Annotated in this window: 24 protein-coding genes and 1 riboswitch; of the genes, 14 read left to right on the top strand and 10 right to left on the bottom strand. The window is 37.3% G+C overall.

Annotated elements, in window-relative coordinates; genetic code table 11:
- Window positions 1–427: 427 nt before the first annotated feature.
- The 3 genes from arsC to MKY27_RS13850 are packed head-to-tail and all read right to left on the bottom strand — an operon-like array spanning window position 428 to window position 2,441.
- Window positions 428–841, bottom strand: a complete 414-nt coding sequence (gene arsC / locus MKY27_RS13860) for an arsenate reductase (thioredoxin) (protein WP_339173189.1) — start codon at window positions 839–841, stop codon at window positions 428–430.
- A gap of 20 nt (window positions 842–861) precedes the next feature.
- Window positions 862–2,151, bottom strand: coding sequence for an arsenic transporter (locus MKY27_RS13855; protein ID WP_339195819.1), 1,290 nt, complete (start codon window positions 2,149–2,151; stop codon window positions 862–864).
- Window positions 2,139–2,441 (bottom strand): metalloregulator ArsR/SmtB family transcription factor, encoded by a 303-nt coding sequence (locus tag MKY27_RS13850; protein ID WP_339173184.1) that lies wholly within the window; start codon window positions 2,439–2,441, stop codon window positions 2,139–2,141. Before MKY27_RS13850 ends, MKY27_RS13855 begins: the two co-directional genes overlap by 13 nt.
- Window positions 2,442–2,954: 513 nt before the next feature.
- On the opposite strand from MKY27_RS13850, the gene MKY27_RS13845 reads away from it, so the two are divergent.
- Together MKY27_RS13845 and MKY27_RS13840 are read left to right on the top strand one after the other, a co-directional pair.
- A complete protein-coding gene (locus tag MKY27_RS13845) occupies window positions 2,955–4,103 on the top strand; it encodes an asparaginase (protein WP_339195817.1) in 1,149 nt (382 codons plus the stop codon).
- A 590-nt stretch (window positions 4,104–4,693) separates the two neighbouring features.
- Entirely contained in the window at window positions 4,694–5,128 is a 435-nt protein-coding gene (locus tag MKY27_RS13840) for a GNAT family N-acetyltransferase (protein ID WP_339195814.1), read from the top strand.
- A gap of 338 nt (window positions 5,129–5,466) precedes the next feature.
- Here the strand turns inward: MKY27_RS13840 and MKY27_RS13835 are convergent, their stop codons facing one another.
- Window positions 5,467–5,925: a hypothetical protein gene (locus MKY27_RS13835; protein WP_339195811.1), complete on the bottom strand. Its 459-nt coding sequence runs from the start codon at window positions 5,923–5,925 to the stop codon at window positions 5,467–5,469.
- 152 nt (window positions 5,926–6,077) lie between these two features.
- Between MKY27_RS13835 and MKY27_RS13830 the strand changes: the two genes are divergently transcribed.
- Both MKY27_RS13830 and MKY27_RS13825 read left to right on the top strand, forming a co-directional pair.
- The gene (locus MKY27_RS13830) at window positions 6,078–6,602 is read left to right on the top strand and encodes a hypothetical protein (RefSeq protein ID WP_339173174.1); all 525 of its coding nucleotides are present in this window, start codon (window positions 6,078–6,080) and stop codon (window positions 6,600–6,602) included.
- A 311-nt stretch (window positions 6,603–6,913) separates the two neighbouring features.
- Entirely contained in the window at window positions 6,914–8,389 is a 1,476-nt protein-coding gene (locus MKY27_RS13825) for an S-layer homology domain-containing protein (RefSeq protein WP_339195809.1), read from the top strand.
- 104 nt (window positions 8,390–8,493) lie between these two features.
- Here the strand turns inward: MKY27_RS13825 and MKY27_RS13820 are convergent, their stop codons facing one another.
- On the bottom strand, window positions 8,494–8,670 hold the full coding sequence (locus MKY27_RS13820) for a multidrug transporter (RefSeq protein ID WP_339173169.1): 177 nt from the start codon (window positions 8,668–8,670) through the stop codon (window positions 8,494–8,496).
- 67 nt (window positions 8,671–8,737) lie between these two features.
- Window positions 8,738–9,100: a DUF2294 domain-containing protein gene (locus tag MKY27_RS13815; RefSeq protein ID WP_339199736.1), complete on the bottom strand. Its 363-nt coding sequence runs from the start codon at window positions 9,098–9,100 to the stop codon at window positions 8,738–8,740.
- 492 nt (window positions 9,101–9,592) lie between these two features.
- Between MKY27_RS13815 and MKY27_RS13810 the strand changes: the two genes are divergently transcribed.
- Both MKY27_RS13810 and MKY27_RS13805 read left to right on the top strand, forming a co-directional pair.
- Entirely contained in the window at window positions 9,593–10,003 is a 411-nt protein-coding gene (locus tag MKY27_RS13810; RefSeq protein WP_339195807.1) for a nucleotidyltransferase domain-containing protein, read from the top strand.
- Entirely contained in the window at window positions 9,996–10,403 is a 408-nt protein-coding gene (locus MKY27_RS13805) for a DUF86 domain-containing protein (protein WP_339199734.1), read from the top strand. The genes MKY27_RS13810 and MKY27_RS13805 overlap by 8 nt, the downstream gene beginning before the upstream one ends.
- A 138-nt stretch (window positions 10,404–10,541) precedes the next feature.
- Here the strand turns inward: MKY27_RS13805 and MKY27_RS13800 are convergent, their stop codons facing one another.
- Window positions 10,542–11,090: a cupin domain-containing protein gene (locus MKY27_RS13800; RefSeq protein ID WP_339195805.1), complete on the bottom strand. Its 549-nt coding sequence runs from the start codon at window positions 11,088–11,090 to the stop codon at window positions 10,542–10,544.
- A 225-nt stretch (window positions 11,091–11,315) separates the two neighbouring features.
- Here MKY27_RS13800 and MKY27_RS13795 point away from each other — a divergent pair, with 225 nt between their 5' ends.
- Window positions 11,316–12,779, top strand: a complete 1,464-nt coding sequence (locus MKY27_RS13795) for a phospholipase D family protein (RefSeq protein ID WP_339195802.1) — start codon at window positions 11,316–11,318, stop codon at window positions 12,777–12,779.
- Between the two features lie 125 nt (window positions 12,780–12,904).
- Window positions 12,905–13,327 (top strand): hypothetical protein, encoded by a 423-nt coding sequence (locus MKY27_RS13790; protein WP_339195801.1) that lies wholly within the window; start codon window positions 12,905–12,907, stop codon window positions 13,325–13,327.
- Between the two features lie 56 nt (window positions 13,328–13,383).
- Here MKY27_RS13790 and MKY27_RS13785 read toward each other — a convergent pair whose 3' ends face one another.
- From MKY27_RS13785 to MKY27_RS13775, 3 genes are all read right to left on the bottom strand, one after another.
- Window positions 13,384–13,737, bottom strand: coding sequence for a hypothetical protein (locus MKY27_RS13785; RefSeq protein ID WP_339173153.1), 354 nt, complete (start codon window positions 13,735–13,737; stop codon window positions 13,384–13,386).
- A 131-nt stretch (window positions 13,738–13,868) separates the two neighbouring features.
- Entirely contained in the window at window positions 13,869–15,056 is a 1,188-nt protein-coding gene (locus tag MKY27_RS13780; protein ID WP_339195799.1) for a SpoIIE family protein phosphatase, read from the bottom strand.
- Window positions 15,049–15,894, bottom strand: a complete 846-nt coding sequence (locus tag MKY27_RS13775) for an alpha/beta hydrolase (RefSeq protein ID WP_339195797.1) — start codon at window positions 15,892–15,894, stop codon at window positions 15,049–15,051. The genes MKY27_RS13780 and MKY27_RS13775 overlap by 8 nt, the downstream gene beginning before the upstream one ends.
- A gap of 257 nt (window positions 15,895–16,151) precedes the next feature.
- On the opposite strand from MKY27_RS13775, the gene MKY27_RS13770 reads away from it, so the two are divergent.
- The 6 genes from MKY27_RS13770 to tnpA all read left to right on the top strand — a co-directional run bounded on the left by MKY27_RS13770 (window position 16,152) and on the right by tnpA (window position 20,615).
- Window positions 16,152–17,726 (top strand): histidine kinase N-terminal 7TM domain-containing protein, encoded by a 1,575-nt coding sequence (locus MKY27_RS13770; RefSeq protein WP_339195796.1) that lies wholly within the window; start codon window positions 16,152–16,154, stop codon window positions 17,724–17,726.
- Window positions 17,727–17,871: 145 nt separating this feature from the next.
- Window positions 17,872–18,102 carry a hypothetical protein gene (locus tag MKY27_RS13765; protein ID WP_339195794.1) on the top strand — a complete coding sequence of 77 codons (231 nt, stop codon included), beginning with the start codon at window positions 17,872–17,874 and terminating at the stop codon, window positions 18,100–18,102.
- A 24-nt stretch (window positions 18,103–18,126) separates the two neighbouring features.
- Entirely contained in the window at window positions 18,127–18,432 is a 306-nt protein-coding gene (locus MKY27_RS13760; RefSeq protein WP_339195793.1) for a hypothetical protein, read from the top strand.
- A gap of 28 nt (window positions 18,433–18,460) precedes the next feature.
- Window positions 18,461–18,793, top strand: a complete 333-nt coding sequence (locus tag MKY27_RS13755; RefSeq protein ID WP_339176645.1) for a 4-aminobutyrate aminotransferase — start codon at window positions 18,461–18,463, stop codon at window positions 18,791–18,793.
- A 12-nt stretch (window positions 18,794–18,805) separates the two neighbouring features.
- Complete coding sequence (locus MKY27_RS13750; protein WP_339195790.1) at window positions 18,806–19,729, top strand: MBL fold metallo-hydrolase; 924 nt, start codon at window positions 18,806–18,808, stop codon at window positions 19,727–19,729.
- A gap of 46 nt (window positions 19,730–19,775) precedes the next feature.
- Window positions 19,776–19,956: riboswitch (cobalamin riboswitch) on the top strand.
- Window positions 19,957–20,141: 185 nt separating this feature from the next.
- Window positions 20,142–20,615 (top strand): IS200/IS605 family transposase, encoded by a 474-nt coding sequence (gene tnpA, locus MKY27_RS13745; protein ID WP_139377765.1) that lies wholly within the window; start codon window positions 20,142–20,144, stop codon window positions 20,613–20,615.
- Window positions 20,616–20,773: the final 158 nt, after the last annotated feature.

Below are 20,773 nucleotides of genomic sequence, written 5' to 3'. Positions count from 1 at the left end.
TTGGATATGCTTGCGAAAAAGAAATGCTTGGACGGTATACGGCTCCATAAAGTACGCACTAAGAAATTACAAATATTAATCGCTAAAACTACGAATATGAACGTTAAAAAGCATCTAACTAAAGGCTTAATCTGGCATATTAATTGCAAACGGGCATTACTCGAATTGCTGATCAATGAGAATTAATCTGCTAGAGGTTGCATTATAGGTAATTTTCATTTCCCCCCTCATTTCCTATAAATAATTTGAAGCGCTTGTTTAAAATTAGCAAGCGTAATTGTACCGAGTGAAGATATATCATTTTGAAAAAAATGTTGGACCATATATTTTTCAAGATGGTCAACGGAACTGATGTTAGCTTGTAAAACGAGTTGCATATAAGCCGTGAAAAATTCGACTGATTTATCGCCCGATTTGTGTATACGCATCAGTTTTGGTCACTAGCAAACAACTGGATTCTTGTTTCAATCGCATCGCGCACTGTTTGAAATACTAGCCATTTTTCTTTTTCAGTTCCACTCGCCTTTGCAGGATCATCAAATCCCCAATGTTCACGTTTTACATGCGGTGGTGTTACTGGGCATTTGTCAGCTGCATCACCGCACAGAGTCACAACAAGTGTTGCGTTATTTAAAATTTCTTGGTCGATGATATCCGAAGTTTGCTCTGAAATATCGATGCCTTTTTCTGCCATTGCTTTGACAGCATTTGGATTTAATCCATGTGCTTCAATCCCGGCACTTTTGATGTTCCAATCAGGTAAATACTTTTTGGCAAAACCTTCAGCCATTTGTGATCGACAAGAGTTGCCAGTACATAAGAAATATAATGTGTTTTTCATATAAAATTTTGCTCCATTCCTCAAAAGATAGATAGCGTGATATAAAGACCGACTAAAGTAAACAGTAAAATAGGAATCGTTAATAATATCCCTGTCCTGAAATACGTTCCCCATGAGATTTTAATGCCTTTCCCTGAAAGCACATAAAGCCACACAAGAGTTGCAAGAGATCCGATAGGCGTAATTTTTGGTCCTAGGTCAGAACCGATAACATTTGCATAAATAAGTGCTTCTCGTAATGTACCATTGGTAGTTGTTTCCGCAATTGCTAATGCATTGACCATCACAGTCGGCATATTGTTCATAACAGATGATAGAAGAGCTGCAATAAAGCCCATACCAACCGTTGCGACAAATAAACCTTGTTCTGCTGTCCATTCAATAAGGCGAGCGAGTACAGATGTCAAACCTGCATTCCCCAAGCCGTAAACGACAACATACATACCGATTGAGAAGAACACAATATTCCAAGGCGCACCTTTAACAACTGCTTTTGTATCGACAGCTCTACTTCGGCGTGCCATTACTAAAAAGAAGATTGCAATTACCCCTGCAACGAGTGAAACGGGGATGCCAATCCATTCGCTTGAAAAATAACCAATTACTAATAATGCGAGGATGAACCAAGATAACTTAAATAATTTCATGTCATTAATGGCAAGGCGCGGTTCCTTTAACATTGCTTCGTCATATACCCGTGGAATCGATTTATTGAAATAAAGGAGCAGCACAACAATAGTTGCCACAAGTGAGAATAAGTTAGGAATAAACATTCGTGAAGCATATTCAACAAAACCGATGTTAAAGAAGTCTGCAGAAACAATGTTCACTAAATTGCTGACGACAAATGGTAAGCTTGTCGTGTCAGCGATAAAGCCACTTGCCATAATAAATGGGAAAATCATTTTTTCACTGAATTGTAAGTTACGCACCATCGCCAATACGATCGGTGTCAAAATCAGTGCTGCTCCATCATTGGCAAACAATGCAGCGACAACAGCACCAAGTAAACTAACGTATACAAACATTTTGATACCACTGCCTTTTGCGGCACGTGCCATATGTAAGGCGGCCCATTCAAATAAACCGATCTCATCTAAAATCAATGAGATTAAAATAATGGCTATAAACGAGAGGGTAGCATTCCATGTAATGTTGATTACTGACCCAACATCAGAGAAGTCCACAATGCCTACAAGTAATGCAATGACAGCACCAGCCATGGCAGACCATCCAATATTCAGTCCTCTAGGCTGCCAAATAACGAAAATTAATGTGATGATAAAGAGAATACTTGCTAATACGAACATGAACTTCCTCCACAGCGACATCCATCATCAGCTTGTAATTCGTTAATCACAGCTTCGACAACAGGGGAAAGTTGTTCTGCAATTCGGTAATATTTCCACGTACCTTTTTTTCTTTCCAAAATAATGCCCGCATCTTTTAATTTTTTTAACTGTTGGCTCACAGCAGGCTGTGAAATACCAAGAACTTCAACAAAATCACAAACACATACTTCACCATTTTTCATACAAGCTAAAAGCGTAAGTCGATTTTTATCAGCCAAAGCTTTTAGTTGTTGTTCTAATAAATCCAAAGGAAACCCTCCAATAAATACATAAGTAATTGCTTATATAATATACATCAACATTGAATATAAGTAAATGCTTATGTATTAAAATCACCTTCATTTTGAAGAAGCTGTGAAGTGAAATTTAAAGGGGACGTAGTGAACAGCTATTTTCAAAAGTTATTCCAGAAGATTAATGAGGAAATTAAATGATAAAAAAGAAGCTCTAAAAGATAAGCAATACATCTAATGAAGATACTCAAAAGGTGCCGGCAAAAGCACCTTTTTTATTTTGTTGTTTTTTCAAAGGAAAAGTTCATGGCAAATTAAACAAAAGAAAAATAATATGTTAGGTTTTCTTACATTATTTCAATAAAATGATTGACTTGGAAAAAAATATCATTTATATTTGTCCTTAAGAAAGGAGGTTTCATAACATAACTATAAAAATTCATTAAAAATCATCTATAATTAATGAATTAATAAAAAAATCATATTTTTCTGTGTTAGATAATCTAACATAAAGTGGAGGCTGGTCAAATGAAAAAAGGTCAAAAACGTATGAATCAATTGTTAGCACCGATTTTAGCCGCATTATTATTTATTTCAATGTTTACTCCATCATCATTTGCACGTGCAGAAGAATTAGTCGAGAAAAAACCAGTAGTAACAGTTATTGCAACGGGTGGTACAATTGGCTCGTTAGGCACATCTCGAGTAAGTTATTTAAGTTATGGCCAATCTCGTATTGCCATTGAAGATATGGTTAAATATATTTCTCCGGAAGTTTTAGAATATGCAGACGTAAAAACAATTCAATTTGGAAACAGAGGATCAGGCTCTTACACAATCGATGAATTCCGTGAATTATCATTATTAATTGATGAAACATTAAAAACTTCTGATGGTGTTGTTGTAACGACAGGTACAGACACAATGGAAGAGTTCGCTTATTGGTTCGATCTAACAGTACAAAATCAAAAACCAGTTGTTTTAACAGGGGCGATGCGTCCTTGGGGGAATGCAAATGGCGATGTAACAATTGGTGGCGATGGCCCAATCAATTTATTAAATGCGATTAAATTAGCAGCTAGTCAAAACACATATTGTTACGGAACGGTATTAATGTTAAATGATGAAATTCATGCAGCACGTGAAGTAACAAAGACAAACACATACCGTACAGATACATTCCAAAGCGGTGAATATGGTATTTTAGGCTATATTGACGGGGACAACATTAACGTAGAACGTGCTCCAGCTCGTGTAAAAGCATGTAATACTGAAGCGTGGGCAACTCCTTTTGACTTAGCAGAAGTAAAAGATAAAGAATTACCACGTGTTGAAATCGCCTATACGTACCAAATGGCTGGTGGCGAAGTAATCGAAGCATTTGCTAATGCTGGTGTGAAAGGAATCGTAACAGCTGGAACAGGTGCAGGTGGAACTTCTTCTTTACAATCTGAAGCACGTAAAGCGGCAGCAGAAAAAGGCGTCGTTTTTGCTTCTACAAGCCGTGTAGGTTCGGGTGAAGTGTACGGTGGATCAGGTAATATTATTGCTGCAGGAGATTTACTAGCACAAAAAGCACGTTTATTGCTTTTATTAGGCTTAACATTCTCTGATGATACACAGCAAATTCGTACATGGTTTGAAACGATTGGTAACCGAAATTTTACAACGAAATAAAATTACAAGATGACTCCAATAAGTTGCTGGAGTCATCTTTTTTAGTGTTTAAAAACGAAACGCCTCACAACCCCGTATATTAATGTAGAAATTATCTAGCAAATATTTGTTATACTATTTTTGGAAGGAATGCCAACTTTGATATTCGTAGTATTAATAAGTTTAAGCGTAATTTTTTGTACCAACCTTTTAAAAATAATAAAATCAGTCCACTCTACTCATACATTTTGGCTGACGGCATCTTTTACGGTAATTGTTTGTAGTATTGCTTTAATTTCTATGATTGAATAATAAATTATAAAGTTTTGTAAGAAGGTGTGAAATTATGAAATTACCAAGACTTTCTCAAATACGTTTTCCCAAATTAATAGTCCACGCGCTGCTATTAATTATCATTTTGACAATCATGTCGATCATTACACAAGGCTTGATTAAATGGATATTTAATCTGAATTTCGCCCAAGTAGATGGACCTGCCAGTACTTTAGTTTTGATTTGGATGTTCTTTGCTGTTCAGAATAAAAAATATCAGAAAGACGTTTAACGCATAATTATATTATTAAAGTTTATAGCGGAAAGGTGAAAATACTATGCAAATTCGTTCAATGACCCGAAATGATATTACTAATATGGATATTTTAATGAATCAACTAGGCTATCCTTCTACCAATCAAAAAATCCAGGAAAGATTGGGTAAAATTTTGGATTTACCGAATTACGAAACGTTTGTTGCGGAGATGAATGGTGAACTAGTCGGTTTTGTAGGAATGTGTAAGCAAACTGCATATGAATTTGATGAGCCATATGTAAGAGTGTTGGCACTAGTAGTTCATGAAGATTATCGAAGAAAAAATATTGGACAGAAGCTTATGTCAGCAGTGGAAGATTGGGCAATAAAGAACGATTGTATAGCAATCACATTGAACAGCGGGAATCGAGAAGAACGAATCGCAGCGCATAATTTTTATAAAAAATTAGGGTATTTAGGAAAGAGTACAGGTTTTAGCAAAACTCTTAATAAATAACCCATCCAAAAAGGGGGGAAGGTTATTTTTACAAATAAATATATACGGGCTCTTGTATTTCCAAGTCTTTTGTTTATAAATATGACTATATTGGATATGTATAATGGTAACGGGATTCAATGGGGAGATAATCTTTTTCTCTTCTTATTTACATTAGTTTTTTACAACCTAATTTTGTATTTGCTTAAACGGTCTAAAGAAACACCCCCCTCAAAATAACGTTTTATTTGTGGAGTTATTACAGATCAAAGTGTACCCAGATTAAAGGTTGGCGATAAAAAATCGGTAAACGTTGTTGGGCAGCGTTTACCGTTTTTTTATGGGGATATTGGAGAATTTCACTCAAAAGGCTCCACTAATTTCTCTTCAGAAATTTTAAGGAATTCATTATATTGTTCATATCGTCTCTTTAAATTTATGTAGGCTTGTTCACGATCTTGAGTAGTGGATGCAGCTATATAATTTTTAATAAGATGAGAATAAGCTAGTACCGCATCATTATAAGGGACAAAATACTCTGCACGTATTTGAGGTTCTAATTGCAAACCTATTCCAGTGAAATTGAAAAAATCTCCAAACGTCTCATCTAAACGCTCTAGTTTTTCCATACGTTCTTCTTCATCATAGCGATCGGCTTCTTCATGAAAAGCAAGTATACGTTCTACCGGAATATTTATTCTACTCATTTCAAAATAAAGTAAACCGCGATAATCTTTAATTAATTGATTTTGTTGATATATCGTAAATATCATAAATAGTAGTATTAAACTAATAGGAATAAGCCATCTTTTTTTCACATCTCTACTCCTTTTACGAGAAAGTCTTTCGTTCGATTTTAACACTATACAGGGGAGAGAAGTAGAGAAGGCTATATTTTTTTGAAACTATCACTGCAATAAAACGTATTAGAACTAGAACTTTAGTTAAGCATTTGGAGAGGATATTTTTAATGAATACATATACATATAAACTGCCTTTAACAAAATCAAGTACGATAACGATTCAAATTTTAAATGACAAAAATGATCCGATTTATACAATGAAAAGAACATATAAAACAATTTTACATCAACTATTTGATTCGTGGATTGGTGAATATAAATTAATCTGTGAATATGAAGGTAGAAATCAAAATGGAGATTTAATTGTAAAATCGGGAATTAAGCATGCCTTGATTAAGCGATCTGAGTCAATTTTAGTAATGGGATCCGATGTATTCCGCGCACAAATAGAACATGGGGATATGATTACTCCAACTTACAATATAGCGGGTTCAGGTGTTCAATTGAAAGTTAAAATAGACTTTAACCAATACGTTCAATTTTATGAAAACGGAATAGTTATAGCCAAAATCCAACTCAATTTTTTAAACAAACAAAAGAGCGAGTTAGTAATAGAGGAGCTAGCAACCATTCAATGTCCATTATTCTACGCGATTTATGCTCAGATGTTTTATTTTGTAGGTGAATACTAAACCTAAACAAGTTAAAATTAAAATTTCAATTTAGGGATTATTTTGGAGCTAAAAAAGAGTCAAACATTTTTAAAAGCGTTTGTCTCTTTAATAAATTAACGAGTAAATTAAATCTACGTAAACTGTCTATAATTTTAATTCGTTGTTTCGTTTATAGAATTTGTTGTAAATCCCAATGATTCTAATAATGATGTGGGTGCTATTAAGTAATATAAGGAAATGGTTTTCAAAAAAAGTTAATTAAATCTGAAACTAATTTCCATTTTTTCCGTCAGTACAGCACACTACGGAAAAAGAGAGGAAGCTTGAGAATGAAAAAGAGACTATTTGCAGGATTGAGTGTACTAGTGCTGGCATGTACCTTGCCCATGACTAATACGTTTGCAGTAAGCGGAAAACAATTTTCAGATGTACCATCATCAAAGTACTTTGCCGAAGCAGTTTATGATTTGGCAGAACGGAATATTATTGGAGGCTATCCGGATGGTACATTCAAACCAGGAAACTCCATCACGAGAGGACAGGCAGCTGCAATAATTGCCAAACTGATTAAATTGGATACGGACAATGTGAAGAGTTCGGCATTTAAGGATGTAACGAAGGGGAACGGTTATTACAAAGCCATTGCAGCAATGGCAGAAAAAGGGATCATTAGAGGCTACGAGGATGGACGTTTCGGTCCGAACGATCCTATTACCCGTGGACAAATGGCTTCGATTCTTGTAAAAGCGTTCGATCTGCCACGCTATGACTTCTCATCGAATAAAAGTCCATTCCAAGATGTGAAAAGGGGAACAGGTCATGATCCAAATATTTTGAGCATCTACCGACTTGGCATAACGGGAGGAACATCTGCGGATAAATTCAGTCCGAATGTTTCCATAACAAGGGGTCAAGCGGCCAAAATGATGAAAGCTACAGAGGAAGCGAAATCACAGATTGTGACATTGCGGGCAAGCGACTACAAATGGGAGGAGTTTAAAATGTATGATTCCTATCAGGAGGATACGAATCTTTTCCATTCGGTTGCAGGGAGCAATGAACTAAATGGCAAAAAAGCAGATAAAATTCACTTAGTTCCGGTCAAAGAAGGGACGGGAACATTGCAGGCCGCTTTAGTGTATTCAGGGAATCCAGATAAGAAATACTATCGGAAATTTTATGTCCATGTCAAAGAAGTGAATGGCAAACTAAAGTTGACCCTAGAGGAGACGCAAGATTTTCTCACTACGCCAGCTATAATAGATGTAAAAGGTAAAAAAGATGTCCAAAACATTTCCCTTTCCACAATGGATGGAGAAAAGCTATCTGATAGTATAGCGTTCGAAAAATGTCCGACATACGGTTCATCCGATTGTTATAAGAGCGAAAGTACAAATGAATATAATACTGTTCAAATCGGAATTGATAAGCCAGGTCAATATATTGCCACTCTCCGCTTCGTTGATGGAGAAGAAGTTCGGTACGGGATTGAAGCGGTAAGTCTTACACCATCTTTCCGTTATAGTGTTCGAACACTAGAAGAAAAGCCAACTGCTACAATTGATTTTGGAACAGAAGACTATATGGGGAAGCATGTCCTACCAGCAGATTCAGATAAGATTGCCACGGTCACACGAGAAGGGGAAACCAACTTACTCCGCATTGAAGGAAAGAAATATGGACACTTTTCTATTAAGTTTCCGGATCATAAAAAGACCAATTTTATAGACGTTGGAGTAAAAGTCGGACAGATTGGCTCTATTATTAATGTCAATGCTTATAAAAATTATGAGGAGACATACTAACATAACCTCCAGAATGAAAGTTTAGGTATACATTCAAGAAGTACGAACGTTATTCAATCAACGTTCGTGCTTTGTTATGGACATTGGGTTATGCCCTCACTCCATTATTTTTTATTACCGTTAGCAAATCTATACGATAGAATTTCGCGATTTTCCTCTATGATTTCTTTATTTTTAGCGATCGTTTCCTTTATAGTTAAATGAATTTCATTATCGTAAATATCAAGGTGGTTTTTTAGTTTTGTATCTAAGTGAGGTACTGAAGTCTTATTCTTTTCCATATCAATTTAAACCTCCTTTTATAGGGATATAAATCTTTTCTTTAGAGACTACTGATTCCCTGTTCCATCATAATTTACTTTGCAAATCCTCTGAAAGCTTAAAGACCATAATGCGTTCTCCGGTTATTGTGCTCAAATCACTATAAAAACTGACCACTTCTATTCCTGTGATGCTTAGAATGGCTTCTTTTATTTCTTCCACACCTGATTCCACCAAGCTATTTCGCATTTTTTTGACTGACAATAGGCCCTCTTTATCTTGGCATACGGCATATTCAGCAGGTGTTAGAACCCCGCCTAACACCACAACTACCATATCTCGCAAAATATCCGATTTAACCGATACGGAACCGCGCCCTAAATAACTTTTCTCCCAATTCGTTAATACTTTACTGATTTCAGCTTCAAGAGCACCTTTTGTTTTATCCATCATGACTTCCATCCCTTCAATGAGTAATCGCGATACGTTTAATTTATAGTTTGTATTTCCTCTAGTTTTTTCCATAAGGTATATATAAATTTTATTTCTCTGCACCATTTCTAACAAGTCCAAAGCATTCATTTCTCTAAAAAACAAAAAAACCGACAATCTAAAATAATGGTTTCAAATATCAAACCATTTACTTTAAGAATTGTCGGTTTACTTTTAACTAACCTCTTTAAGGTCTTTTAAAATGTCTACCTACTGTTTATTATTCTAATTCCTTTTTGAATGGATAACCAATGTCCAAAATATTGACTACCAAACTAAGGATAAAAATTTACTTATAATATATAAAAATATTAATACTTCGTTAAATCTCTGTCAAGTTCAAGATAATTAATTTTATATGGAATGAAGAGCTATGAAAGGGTTCTCCGTAATAAGTATAAGTGCGGTTTTTTTCGTCTACGTTTATAATAAAAGAAAGGTGGTGATAACATGCTTGAAAAAAACATTGAAAAACAGCTAATTAATTTAATCCAAACTAAAATAAATCCGGATTTCATTATATTGTTTGGTTCATTTGCTAAGGGAACAAATCGTGATGATAGTGATATCGACTTAGCATATTTCAGCAAAGAGCAGTTATCATCTTACGAACGTTTTTTACTTGCAGGCGAGCTGGCCGAGATGGCTGGACGTGAAGTAGATCTAGTTGATATCAAGCAACTTGATACAGTGTTTACTATACAGATATTTTCACAAGGAATACCTATATATATTCAAGATGAAAATGAATTTACACGTCAAAAAATGCGCGCATATAGTATGTACGCAACGTTAAATGAGCAGCGTGCGGCCGTAATTGAAAGTATTAAAGAACGAGGAAGTGTTTTTGGCGATGAATGATATCATTTTAAATAAAACAGCTACAATTGAGCGTTGTGTCCATCGTATTCATGAAGTATATGAGGGGAATGCTGAGAATCTAAAAGATTTTACAAAGCAAGACAGTATTATTTTAAATATCCAACGCGCATGTGAAGCAAGTATAGATTTAGCCATGCATGTCGTAAGTGAAAGAAAACTTGGTGTCCCAAAAGCTAGTCGTGAAGGGTTTAAATTACTGCAAGAAGCAGGTTTAATAGAGGGACAATTAGCGAAAACACTTATGAATATGGTAGGTTTTCGCAATATTGCCGTTCATGACTACCAAGCACTAGAGCTTGAAATTTTAGAAGCAATTTTAGAAAAGCATATTAATGATTTCAAAGATTTCACAAAGGTAGTGTTACAACTTGAATCCTGAAGCAAAAACTGCAAAATATATAGAAAACTAGAAAACGAAGGAATCTAACATGGTTCCTTCGTTCTTTTTATAGATGCACTTATTTATGATACGCTTCACCGTAATAGCTCTAAATGAAACGTTGGATTTGCATTATGATTAAAGCAATTTGCCAATATATTTTTCAAAGCCTTTATAAGCATTCTTTTTGTGGCCACGCTTTACGAGCCATGCAAACAACTTGCGCTGCAACCAAAATGGAATACCTGCAACTAATGTATTTTGCATCGATAAAATTAAAGCAGTATGTGCGATATTTTTCGGATTACCTTTCGCATCACAAAGCCCATCATCAATTAAACCGTAATGAATGCGTACGGACTGCTCAAATTGACTTGGTGGTGTTAAACGTACTCGAAACACAACCGGCTTCTCATGATTATTTGTAAATGTATGTACGGTCTTTAATGTGACGAACTTTTTATCGCCCGGCTGTAATACATATTGTTCTTTTCCTAATGTCACCGTTAACTGACCTGAAACAACTTCAAACTCCTCTTCAAATTCATCGTGGCTATGTAATGGGGGACCATCCCCTTGTGGTGGCAAAGTAACTTCAATAGAGAGGTACTTCCCCTGTGTTTCCTCCGTTGTTTCTAAAAATGTAATTTGTTCACCGGTAATTTGGTGTCTTACGGTACGATCCATGTCTTTTATCCCCTATCCAAAATATTCATTATAATAACATAATTTTCTATTTAAAACACTTTTAATAATGAGCATTTTTATAGCAAAGGAACTTCCCTCACTAAAGGAAAGCATAGATAGTAGCAACCTCAATTTCTTGAAATTCCCAGCCTCCACGCAAGCAAGCGCTGTTTAACTTTGCCTGTTCGCGGGAAATTGAAGTACAAGAGTATTGGGGGAATTTCAATGAAAAAAGTTCAGAAGAAATGGGACAGCTGGAGTAGAAGGAAAAAGGTTATATACGTTCTTATACTTCTTTTCATTTTGCTATATATAGGGGTCATGTTATGGCATACATATAAACCGTTGCCAAAAGGTATTTCCTATGCAGGAGACTTGCATAGGACGGACAATATTGAAATGATTACGGATTTAACTTATGCGCAGGATATGGATGGTACGGATCGGAAACATGAGAATCATATATTTGATGAAGTGTATCGATTGATTGATGATGCCGAACAGTTTGTTGTGGTGGATTTCTTTTTGATGGATGGTTATTTTGATGAAGAAGAAGATTTCCCCCCAATCGCCGATAGCCTCTCTGATAAGCTTGCCGAGAAAAAGAAAAACAATCCGGATATGCCGGTTGTTTTCATTACCGATCCGCTAAATAAAGGTTACGGTTCCTATGAAACACCGTGGTTCAAGAAGATGCGTGAAGCAGGGGTGGAAATCATCTACTCCGATTTAGAACCACTGCGAGATTCCACACCGATTTATTCGGGCTTATACCGAATTTTTTTCCAATGGTTTAACCGCGACGGCGAAGGATGGATTGCGAACGCCATGTCGAGCAAAGCCCCAAATATGACTGCATCCTCCTATTTGGAACTGCTCAATGTGAAAGCCAATCACCGCAAAGCGGCCGTTTCGGAAAAGGAAGCGATTATCACATCATCAAACCCGCATGATGCAAGTGGTTTCCACGGAAATCTTGCATTGAAAGTGACGGGATCCGTTATAAACGATATTTTGGAGGCAGAAGAAGCGGTAACGCTCATGTCGGGTGGTCCGAAATTGCCGAGAGCTGAGATTCCCGAGCAAGAGGACGGTCAGTATACTGTGCAATATTTGACCGAGAGGAAAATTTTAGATGCCTTACTTGAAGATTTGGAGGCGACAAAAGAAGGGGATAAAATCTGGATTGGCATGTTCTTTGTTGCTGAGCGCGGCATTGTCAACGCTTTAACAGATGCAGTAAACCGGGGCGTGCAGGTAAATATGATTCTGGATCCAAATGAAAACTCCTTTGGTCAGAAAAAGTCCGGTTTGCCGAATCGACCGGTTGTCAACGAGCTGCTTGAAGATACAGATGAACAAATCAATATTCGCTGGTACAATACTGTCGTTGGCCAGTACCATACAAAAGTCATCTGGATTCAAACAGCGGAACAAACGATCATTTCAAACGGTTCTTCCAACTATACGGAACGAACATTGGATGATTACAATCTGGAAAATAACGTCCGCATACTCGCTCCGAATGATAGTGCGCTCGTCTTGGATATGGAACAATACTTCGAACGACTATGGAAAAATGAAGATGCGCTCTACACTTTGGATGTGCAAGAATTTCAGGATACCTTATCCTGGTGGCAGCGCTGGATTTACGCCGCTCAAAAAGCAATCAAAGTAACGACTTATTAATAGTAGAAAGCAACAAACGTCATGATGTTTGTTGCTTTTTTGTTAGGTCTTTATTTTTGATATAATAAGGAAAATAAAGGATATTTTAATGGGGAGGGATAGCGATTTCGAAGAAGAAAATATGGTTGCTATTAATAGTAGTAATTGCGGTAGTCTTAATCGTTTTATACAGTAAGCGCCAAATTGCTTTTATTGACGTCACTGAATTAAATACAACGACTATTGAGAGTGCTCAAACTTCATACCCGGAAGGATTGAATTGGCATAACCTTACTGCAGACGAACTTGAGCAACTGAGTGTACTATTGAATAGCCTGGAAGTGAGGAAGAAATTAATCCCTAACGTACAGGCGTTTAATGCTGATTCATATATCGTTATATATGCTAAAGAGCCGGAAACTACTTTTAGTATAAAATTTGATTACGAAAGAAATATAATCGGACTCATCGAAGGTCAGAAAACTATGGAACAGTATATTGTAGAAAGCGATTCAAAACTGTTTCAATTCGTTCAAAATCTCATTAATAACAATGTGAAGAAATTATAAAAGAGGGAGTCGAAAGGGCTTCCTCTTTTGCTTTAAGTAGGTGTACGATATCCCTTCTACTCCTCATTTTCAAACACCGTTATTTCCATTGCTGTAAATGTCAGCTTTTCAGACTCCACACTTGCTGTTGGCTCATCAAAATATACTGAAACGATATCATTAATATTTAATTCATCCAATGTTACTATTTCGCCAACCTGTGTTTTAATAATCGTTTCATCGGTTATTTTTATAACGCAAGAATACCCGATGTCATCTTTACTATGAGTGTTATTCGCTTTTTTCACAAAATCTGAACACCCAACATTGATGCGATTTTCTCCAATAGAACGGATTTCTCCGAAAAGAGAGGATTCATTGGAACAAGCCGTTAAAAGAAGGAAACTGACTATTAAAATTAAATTCTTCAATTAGCACCTCCATACACTCAGATAAGTATTTTTATTATCCTTCATTTTGTAATGAAAAGGAAACGTTATGGACAGGTAGTCACAGCATAGTAGGAAATAAAAAAACAGCGGGAAACTGCTCCCGCTGTTTTTTATAATTCTACCAATATAAAACATTGGTCATCGTGATTGTATTTACTATATATATTTTCTTTGTTTTCAAGTGCATGTTGAATGGTTTCTTTTGTTTTTGCTAATGGGTTCGAGATGGTGTCATTCAGCAAATGATTTAATGTGTTTAGCTCAAATGCTTCTGAAACACCGTCCGTATACATAAGAATTCTTGTCCCGGGTTTATAGCGCAATGTTCTTGACGTAAATTGAATGTTATCGAATGTTCCTAATGGCGGATTTGTTGTCTTTAGTTCATGCTGCACCCCGTTTTTTCCTTGCGCAATGGCAGGGGGGTGACCTGCATTAATATATTCAATCGTCTGTTCACTAATATCGATATTTAAGTAGATCGCTGTACAGTAATGCCAAGCGTCTTCATTATTTTGAAATAAGTTGTGCAGAAATTGGTCCAATTCTTTTAACACCATATCCGGTGCCACACCTTTGGAAATCAGTTTCTGGAACATCGATTGTAGCGACATCGTGATGAGCGCAGATGAAACACCGTGACCCATCACATCCAATAAAATAATCCCGTATTTTTGCGGTGTTATTTGATAAAATCCAAATATATCTCCGGATAAAGATTTGGATGCATGATAATAGGACAGGATCTGGATATTATCATTAATGATGTCTTTCGTTAATGCAGTTTCCTGAATTTTTTTGGCAATCTGTAAATCGCGTTCCGTTTCTCGCATGATTTTCGTATTGATTTGATTGGCCTGTTCGAGATCCTGTTGCTTTGTTTCTAATTCCAAAAGGGCCTGCTCTTTTTCCAAATAAGCATCTTCCATCATTTTTCTGGCGTTTATAAGCGCGTCTTCCAATGCACTGCGATTACGGATTGGAAAAATGACGCCGATGATCTGACCATTACCCTGGACCGATGCGTTTAATAAGATAGGAACTTCTTCTTTCATTACGGTTAGTAATGTCAGGAACATTTCCTCTACAGCGTGCTTCACTTTAATCAGCGGCACTAAATAAAGTTGACAAAAAATCTGAGAAGAAGGAGATAACAGCACATTAAAATGCTTTCCAATAAGATGCTCAGATGTATGATAGTGCAGCAAATTTAGCAATGTCTTGTTGATAGTAAGAATTTTACCTTCTGAAGATAAAGTGATAAACCCGCATGGAGCGTTTTCTATGAGTTCATCCATTTATATTGCCCACGCCCTCACCGATAAGGGGCACAGATTGCTCCAATAAATAATTTTTAATTAATTGAATTGTTTCCTCTGGGTCGCTCATATGTGGACAGTGACCAATCGCATTCATAAAGGCAATCGAACTGTTTGGCATATGCTCATGCAAGTACTCGCCAACTACCCTTGGCGCAATAACGTCTTCAGTACATTGTAAAATTAGGGACGGAACAGTTGCTTTCAAAATGTCTTTACGATTATCAGTAAAGAAACAAGCCTTTGCAAATGTATTCGCAAATAAAGGATCTGTTGAACAGAAACGATCCTCCAAATCTTTTGATACACTTGCTTTTGCAGTATTATTCAATAAAGTAATCGAGAAAGCATTCGCCCAACCGATATAGTTTTTTTCCATTAAATCCATTAAATTGAGTAAATCTTTCTTATCAAAACCACCGAAGTATGGAGGATCATTTAAATAACTTGGTGATGGAGCGATCATAATCATTTGTGAAAAATATTCTGGTTTCGATAGAGAAGCCAATAGACCGATCATACTGCTCACCGAATGGCCGACAAAAACAGCATCCTTTAAATCGAGAGCCTCACAAACATCTAATAGATCCTGTACGTAACCGGACAGTTCACCATATTTCTCAAGGTCAAAAGCTGAAATATCCGAGTTTCCAAACCCGACATAATCAAATAAAATTACTTGATAATCCTCTTCAAAAGCAGGGTAAACATCATTCCAAACTGTTTGGTCACACCCGAATCCAGCAGCAAATATTAATGATTTTTTACCTTTTCCACGAATATGTACGTTATTCCGTTTTACCGTTTTTTGGATCATGAACAACACTCCCTTCTTCTATTTCGAAAAAAATATTTTCATTCTATTAACTAGTAATTCTGGATGATATAAGAAGAGAAGTAAAGGGATAAGGTTTATTATCATAGGTTTATGATACTTTTTATACGTAAAATGATAAAATTCCTTTCATTTCATTCACGTATTAATACTTATTATTTGAATAAAATATCCATTTCTTTTTTAGAATGTGCTACATTATAAGAAAAAAGTGTTAATTAAGAGAGGGTAAACCAATAATGGGTTCGCAATTGACCATGTATATAACGCTTGTTTGTACGTCGGGAGTACTGAATTTGTACTTATGTCTCTATGCCTTTAGCAAACGTCATAAATATACGAATATCGCAAATTATTTTATTTTCTATACTGCAGCCATCAGCATCTACTGTTTTGCAACGGCTATGACTTTAATATCGACGACGCTCGAACAGATCAGCTTCTGGAATACCATTCTCTACATCGGAATGCCTACATCTGCCACATTGGGGTTACTTTATGTCATGAGCTATTTAGGCTTTAAGCTGACGGTCAGAAGAAGCATGTTCATCCTTCTTATTCCGTTTATTACGATTTTCATGGTAGCGACAAATCATTGGCATCATCTTCATTATCGAGTATTTGAACTGGATCCGAATTTAGGGGCGCCATTCGTTTATCAGGAGATTGGCCTTTGGTATATGGTACACGGTGTCTACACTTTTGCCAGTATGTTTATCGCCTTCTTGCTGTTGATTTCCCAGTGGAAGGAAACGGCGAAGGTATACCGTCCGCAATTGATCGCGTTAATGTTCGGCCAGCTTGTTCCGATAGTGACGGCGTTTCTTTATTTGAACGGATTGACTCCTGCTGGGGTGGATCCGGTACCGATGATTTTATGGGTTTCTTCATTATTATACTTGTGGGCGATCAGCACATCACGGCTGTTCCGGATTATGCCGATTGCGAAAGATACGATCTACAATAGTATTACGGACGGGGCCATTGTGTTGGATGCATCCTACCGACTTATCGAATTCAATCAGGCATCGAAAGCAATGCTGCCGAATCTGAACAAATCGATGTTCGGTCAAAACTTCGTGAAGTTTTGGAATGAACAGACAGGAGAGGAACTGCCATTCAAATTAACGACCGAACTTTCGGACGTTCAAGAAGTAAAGCTCTGTTCCGAACATGCGGACCGGGTTTATCAAGTTCGTATTACTTCATTGGAACAGGCGAGAAACAGTAAAGGTCTGTTGCTGGTTTTTACGGACATTACGGAGATTAAAAGATTGCAGGAAAAACTGGAGCAGCAGGCGTATTATGATGAGCTTACAAAGATTTACAATCGCCGCGCATTTTTACAGCAAAGTGAGCGGGATTTTCAGGAAGCGAAGGAAACAGGTTTACCTTTTACGGCTCTATTAATGGATATCGATCACTTTAAACGAGTGAATGATACGTACGGGCATCATATTGGCGACCAGTTGCTCGTGCACGTCGTAAATGCTTGCCAAACACGACTTTTGGAAAGCCATTTCTTCGCGCGGTACGGCGGGGAGGAATTCGTCATTGCGCTGAAGGGATTCACTGAAGCGGAAGGTGATATACTAGCCAACCAGCTTCGAACTGCCGTGGAGCAGACACCGCTTATGACCGAAGCAGGCAGTCTGACGGCTACGTTAAGTATTGGTGTCGCCGAAGTAGTGGACTGGACAGAGGAAACACTGTACCAGCTGCTGCATAAAGCAGATACCGCTTTATATGCGGCGAAAGAACAAGGACGTAACCGCGTGAAAGTATATGCGGCAAGTGATCGTGTAATTAGTTGATAGCGGAAAACCAGCATGGAGAAATTCGTGCCGGTTTTTTTATTTAGTGAAGGCAGGGCAATGTTTATAAGTAGGATTCCTTACTACCTTGAGTTGGGAGAATATGTTAGGATAGTGAAATAATCACTAAAAGAGGAGAGCGATTATGACACAGAATTCAAAGACGACTTCTATTAGTATTAGCTTAATTCTTGCTCAAACCGTGTTTATTGGATTTTTGATTAAAAATGTACAGCTATTGATTCATCAGCCGTCAATCGTTGCGAAATGTCTTGCGGGAAGTTCTTTTTTCATATTTTTGTTTCTGTTCATCGTCTCGTTATGGGCGACAATTAAATTATTTAAAGATAAAGATGCGTTGGAGCGTCATACATAAACAATGTAAAGCAGGGGGATTATGATGATTGGATATATTCTAACAGGGTTATTATTAATCTTTGCGATACGGAAATTTTATAAGCATAGAGCGGTTTTTAAACAGCTTTCAAAGAAGGAATGGCTTCAATTTGGCGTCAGTTTTTTAACGGCCTGGGCTGGAGCTGTATTCATCATTATAGGTGGCTCCAATATAACGGATAAGATTGAAATCACATGGTTAAAAAGCCTTTTGGAAATTGGAGTGATTTTGATTGGCTTGGCTTTGGCAGGAATCATTATGAGTAAATTCGTGCCGAAGAAAATAAAGGCGTTTTATTTGGAGAATTAGTGAAACGGGGAAAATTAAATTGGATGAAATGATTGGGTTTGCAGTAGTTGGGATGATTATTGCAGTGTTAATTTATGCTTTAATTAAACAAGTTAAAGAGACTAAGCAAAGCTTTAGCGGCGTGGGCAGTGCGTTGCGGAAACAAATGGCTAGAAAAAATATCGTGATGACTATAGCGTTGCTTGGAATTTTAGTATTTTACACATTAAATATCTTGAGTGTTATCTCCTCATCTATCCCGGTATCAAACAGCTTGACTGTACAGGGGACTTGGTTGAGTTTTCTAGTTTACTTTTTTGCAAGGATAGTCATGAAACCGGAGCTGGTGAATCAGCGTAGGAATTTAAGCCTTTATAAATAGGAGAGTGATGCGATGAGACAACGTTTTTCAAATTTAGACGAAGTTACTTCACTCGGGACATTTAAAGATGTCCTGAAATGGCAGCGATCAAAGCAAAAGAAAGTCGTCGATTACGAAGTGCCGCAATGTGAAAAAAAGAAAATTGCGTTTTTGCAAAGTAATCGTACCGAGCAGTCGATTACATGGATTGGCCACTCGACTTTTCTGATTCAAAAAGAAGGGCTCAATATGTTAACGGACCCAGTTTGGGCAAATTGGATGGGTGTAGCGAAACGGTTGACCGAACCGGGACTGCGGTTAGAGGAGTTACCGGATATTGATCTCATCCTCATATCGCATGCGCATTACGATCACCTGCACCTTCCGACGTTAAAAAAGCTGAAAAAACGAAACCCCAATGTATTATTCCTCATTCCGGAAGGACTCGGTTATTTGATGAAGCGTCATAGACTGCACAACTTTAAAGAGCTTTCATGGTATGACAAGCATGAAGCGAACACGCTTGAAATTCATTTCGTTCCTGCCCAGCACTGGACAAGGCGTATGCTTTGGGATACGAACACATCGCATTGGGGCGGCTTTGTGCTGCAAAAGGAATCGGATACGCAAAGTATTTATTACGCCGGAGACAGCGGCTATTTTAGAGGGTTCCAAGAAATCGGCGAACGCTTCAATATTCATACAGCTTTAATGCCGATAGGTGCCTATGAGCCGGAATGGTTTATGCATGCCTCTCATGTGACACCTGAAGAAGCGATCCAGGCATTCTGTGATGTCGGGGCAAAAGTGTTTATCCCGATGCATTACGGTGCGTACATGCTCGCAGATGATACACCGAAAGAAGCGATTGACCGGCTGCATGTACATTGGCAGCAGGCGGAATTGAAAAATGTGGAGCTGAAAACGTTGGCGATTGGGGAGACGTTTAAAAGCTGAATGAAAGACCCCTTGACGAAAAAATAGGTTCAAAGTAAAGTAATGTTAAATTCATCAAGCATTAGGTGCCCGTTACGGGAGAATAGGGAATAAAGTGAAAAGCTTTAGCGTAATCCCAACACTGTATGGAGGAGTTTCATAGCAAAACCCACTGGATGTCAATCTGGGAAGGGGCTATGGAACTGTGAATCTGAGCCAGGAGACCTGCCTAATACGCTTACTGTTTATAGACACTGGATATGTCTGTAGTTTATTTGTTATCGAATAAACTGCAGGCTATTTTTATGAAAACGAAAACCCCCTGCTATGCGGGGGGTTCTAAAAAGCTTTTAGCTATGGACAAAAAAAATACTCCAGTCGTACAATAAAATCAGGTCTGGTCAACCGATTACGTACGAAAGGAGTTCCAATATTGGATAATAAAAGTTTAGCACATACAACATGGAATTGTAAGTATCACATTGTGTTTGCGCCAAAATACAGAAGAAGAATGATCTATGGGAAAATAAAAGCAGATATCGGTAAAATACTACGTCAACTGTGTGAAAGAAAAGGCGTAGAGATTATTGAAGCCACAGCGTGTCCTGATCATATACATATGTTAGTCAGTATCCCACCGAAGCTTAGTGTATCTGCGTTTGTGGGTTATCTTAAAGGGAAAAGCAGTTTGATGATATTCGATCGGCATGCAAATTTGAAATATAAATATGGCAACCGAAAATTTTGGTGTCGAGGATATTATGTGGATACAGTAGGGCGAAACCGAAAAGTCATTCAGGAATATATAAAAAATCAATTGCAGGAAGATCTCCTAGAGGATCAAATGACGATGAAAGAATTCATTGACCCATTCACAGGAGAAGAACTAAATCGAAGAAAAAAATAAGTACACCGCTTTAGCGGTAGTCGGAAACGTAGTGCGGTTGGCAGACCTTTCAGAGCGTCTTTAGACGTGGGCCAGTAACCCAGCGTTTCACGCGCAGAGAAAACCACCAGTTCAACTGGTGGTTTTTATTTATTGTCAAAATTCATATTAATGGGGGA

The sequence above is a fragment of the Solibacillus sp. FSL R5-0449 genome (genome assembly GCF_037975215.1).
Taxonomy (GTDB): Bacteria; Bacillota; Bacilli; order Bacillales_A; family Planococcaceae; genus Solibacillus.
The sequence above is the reverse complement of the archived record's forward strand: the minus strand, read 5'-3'. Positions and strand labels throughout refer to the sequence as shown.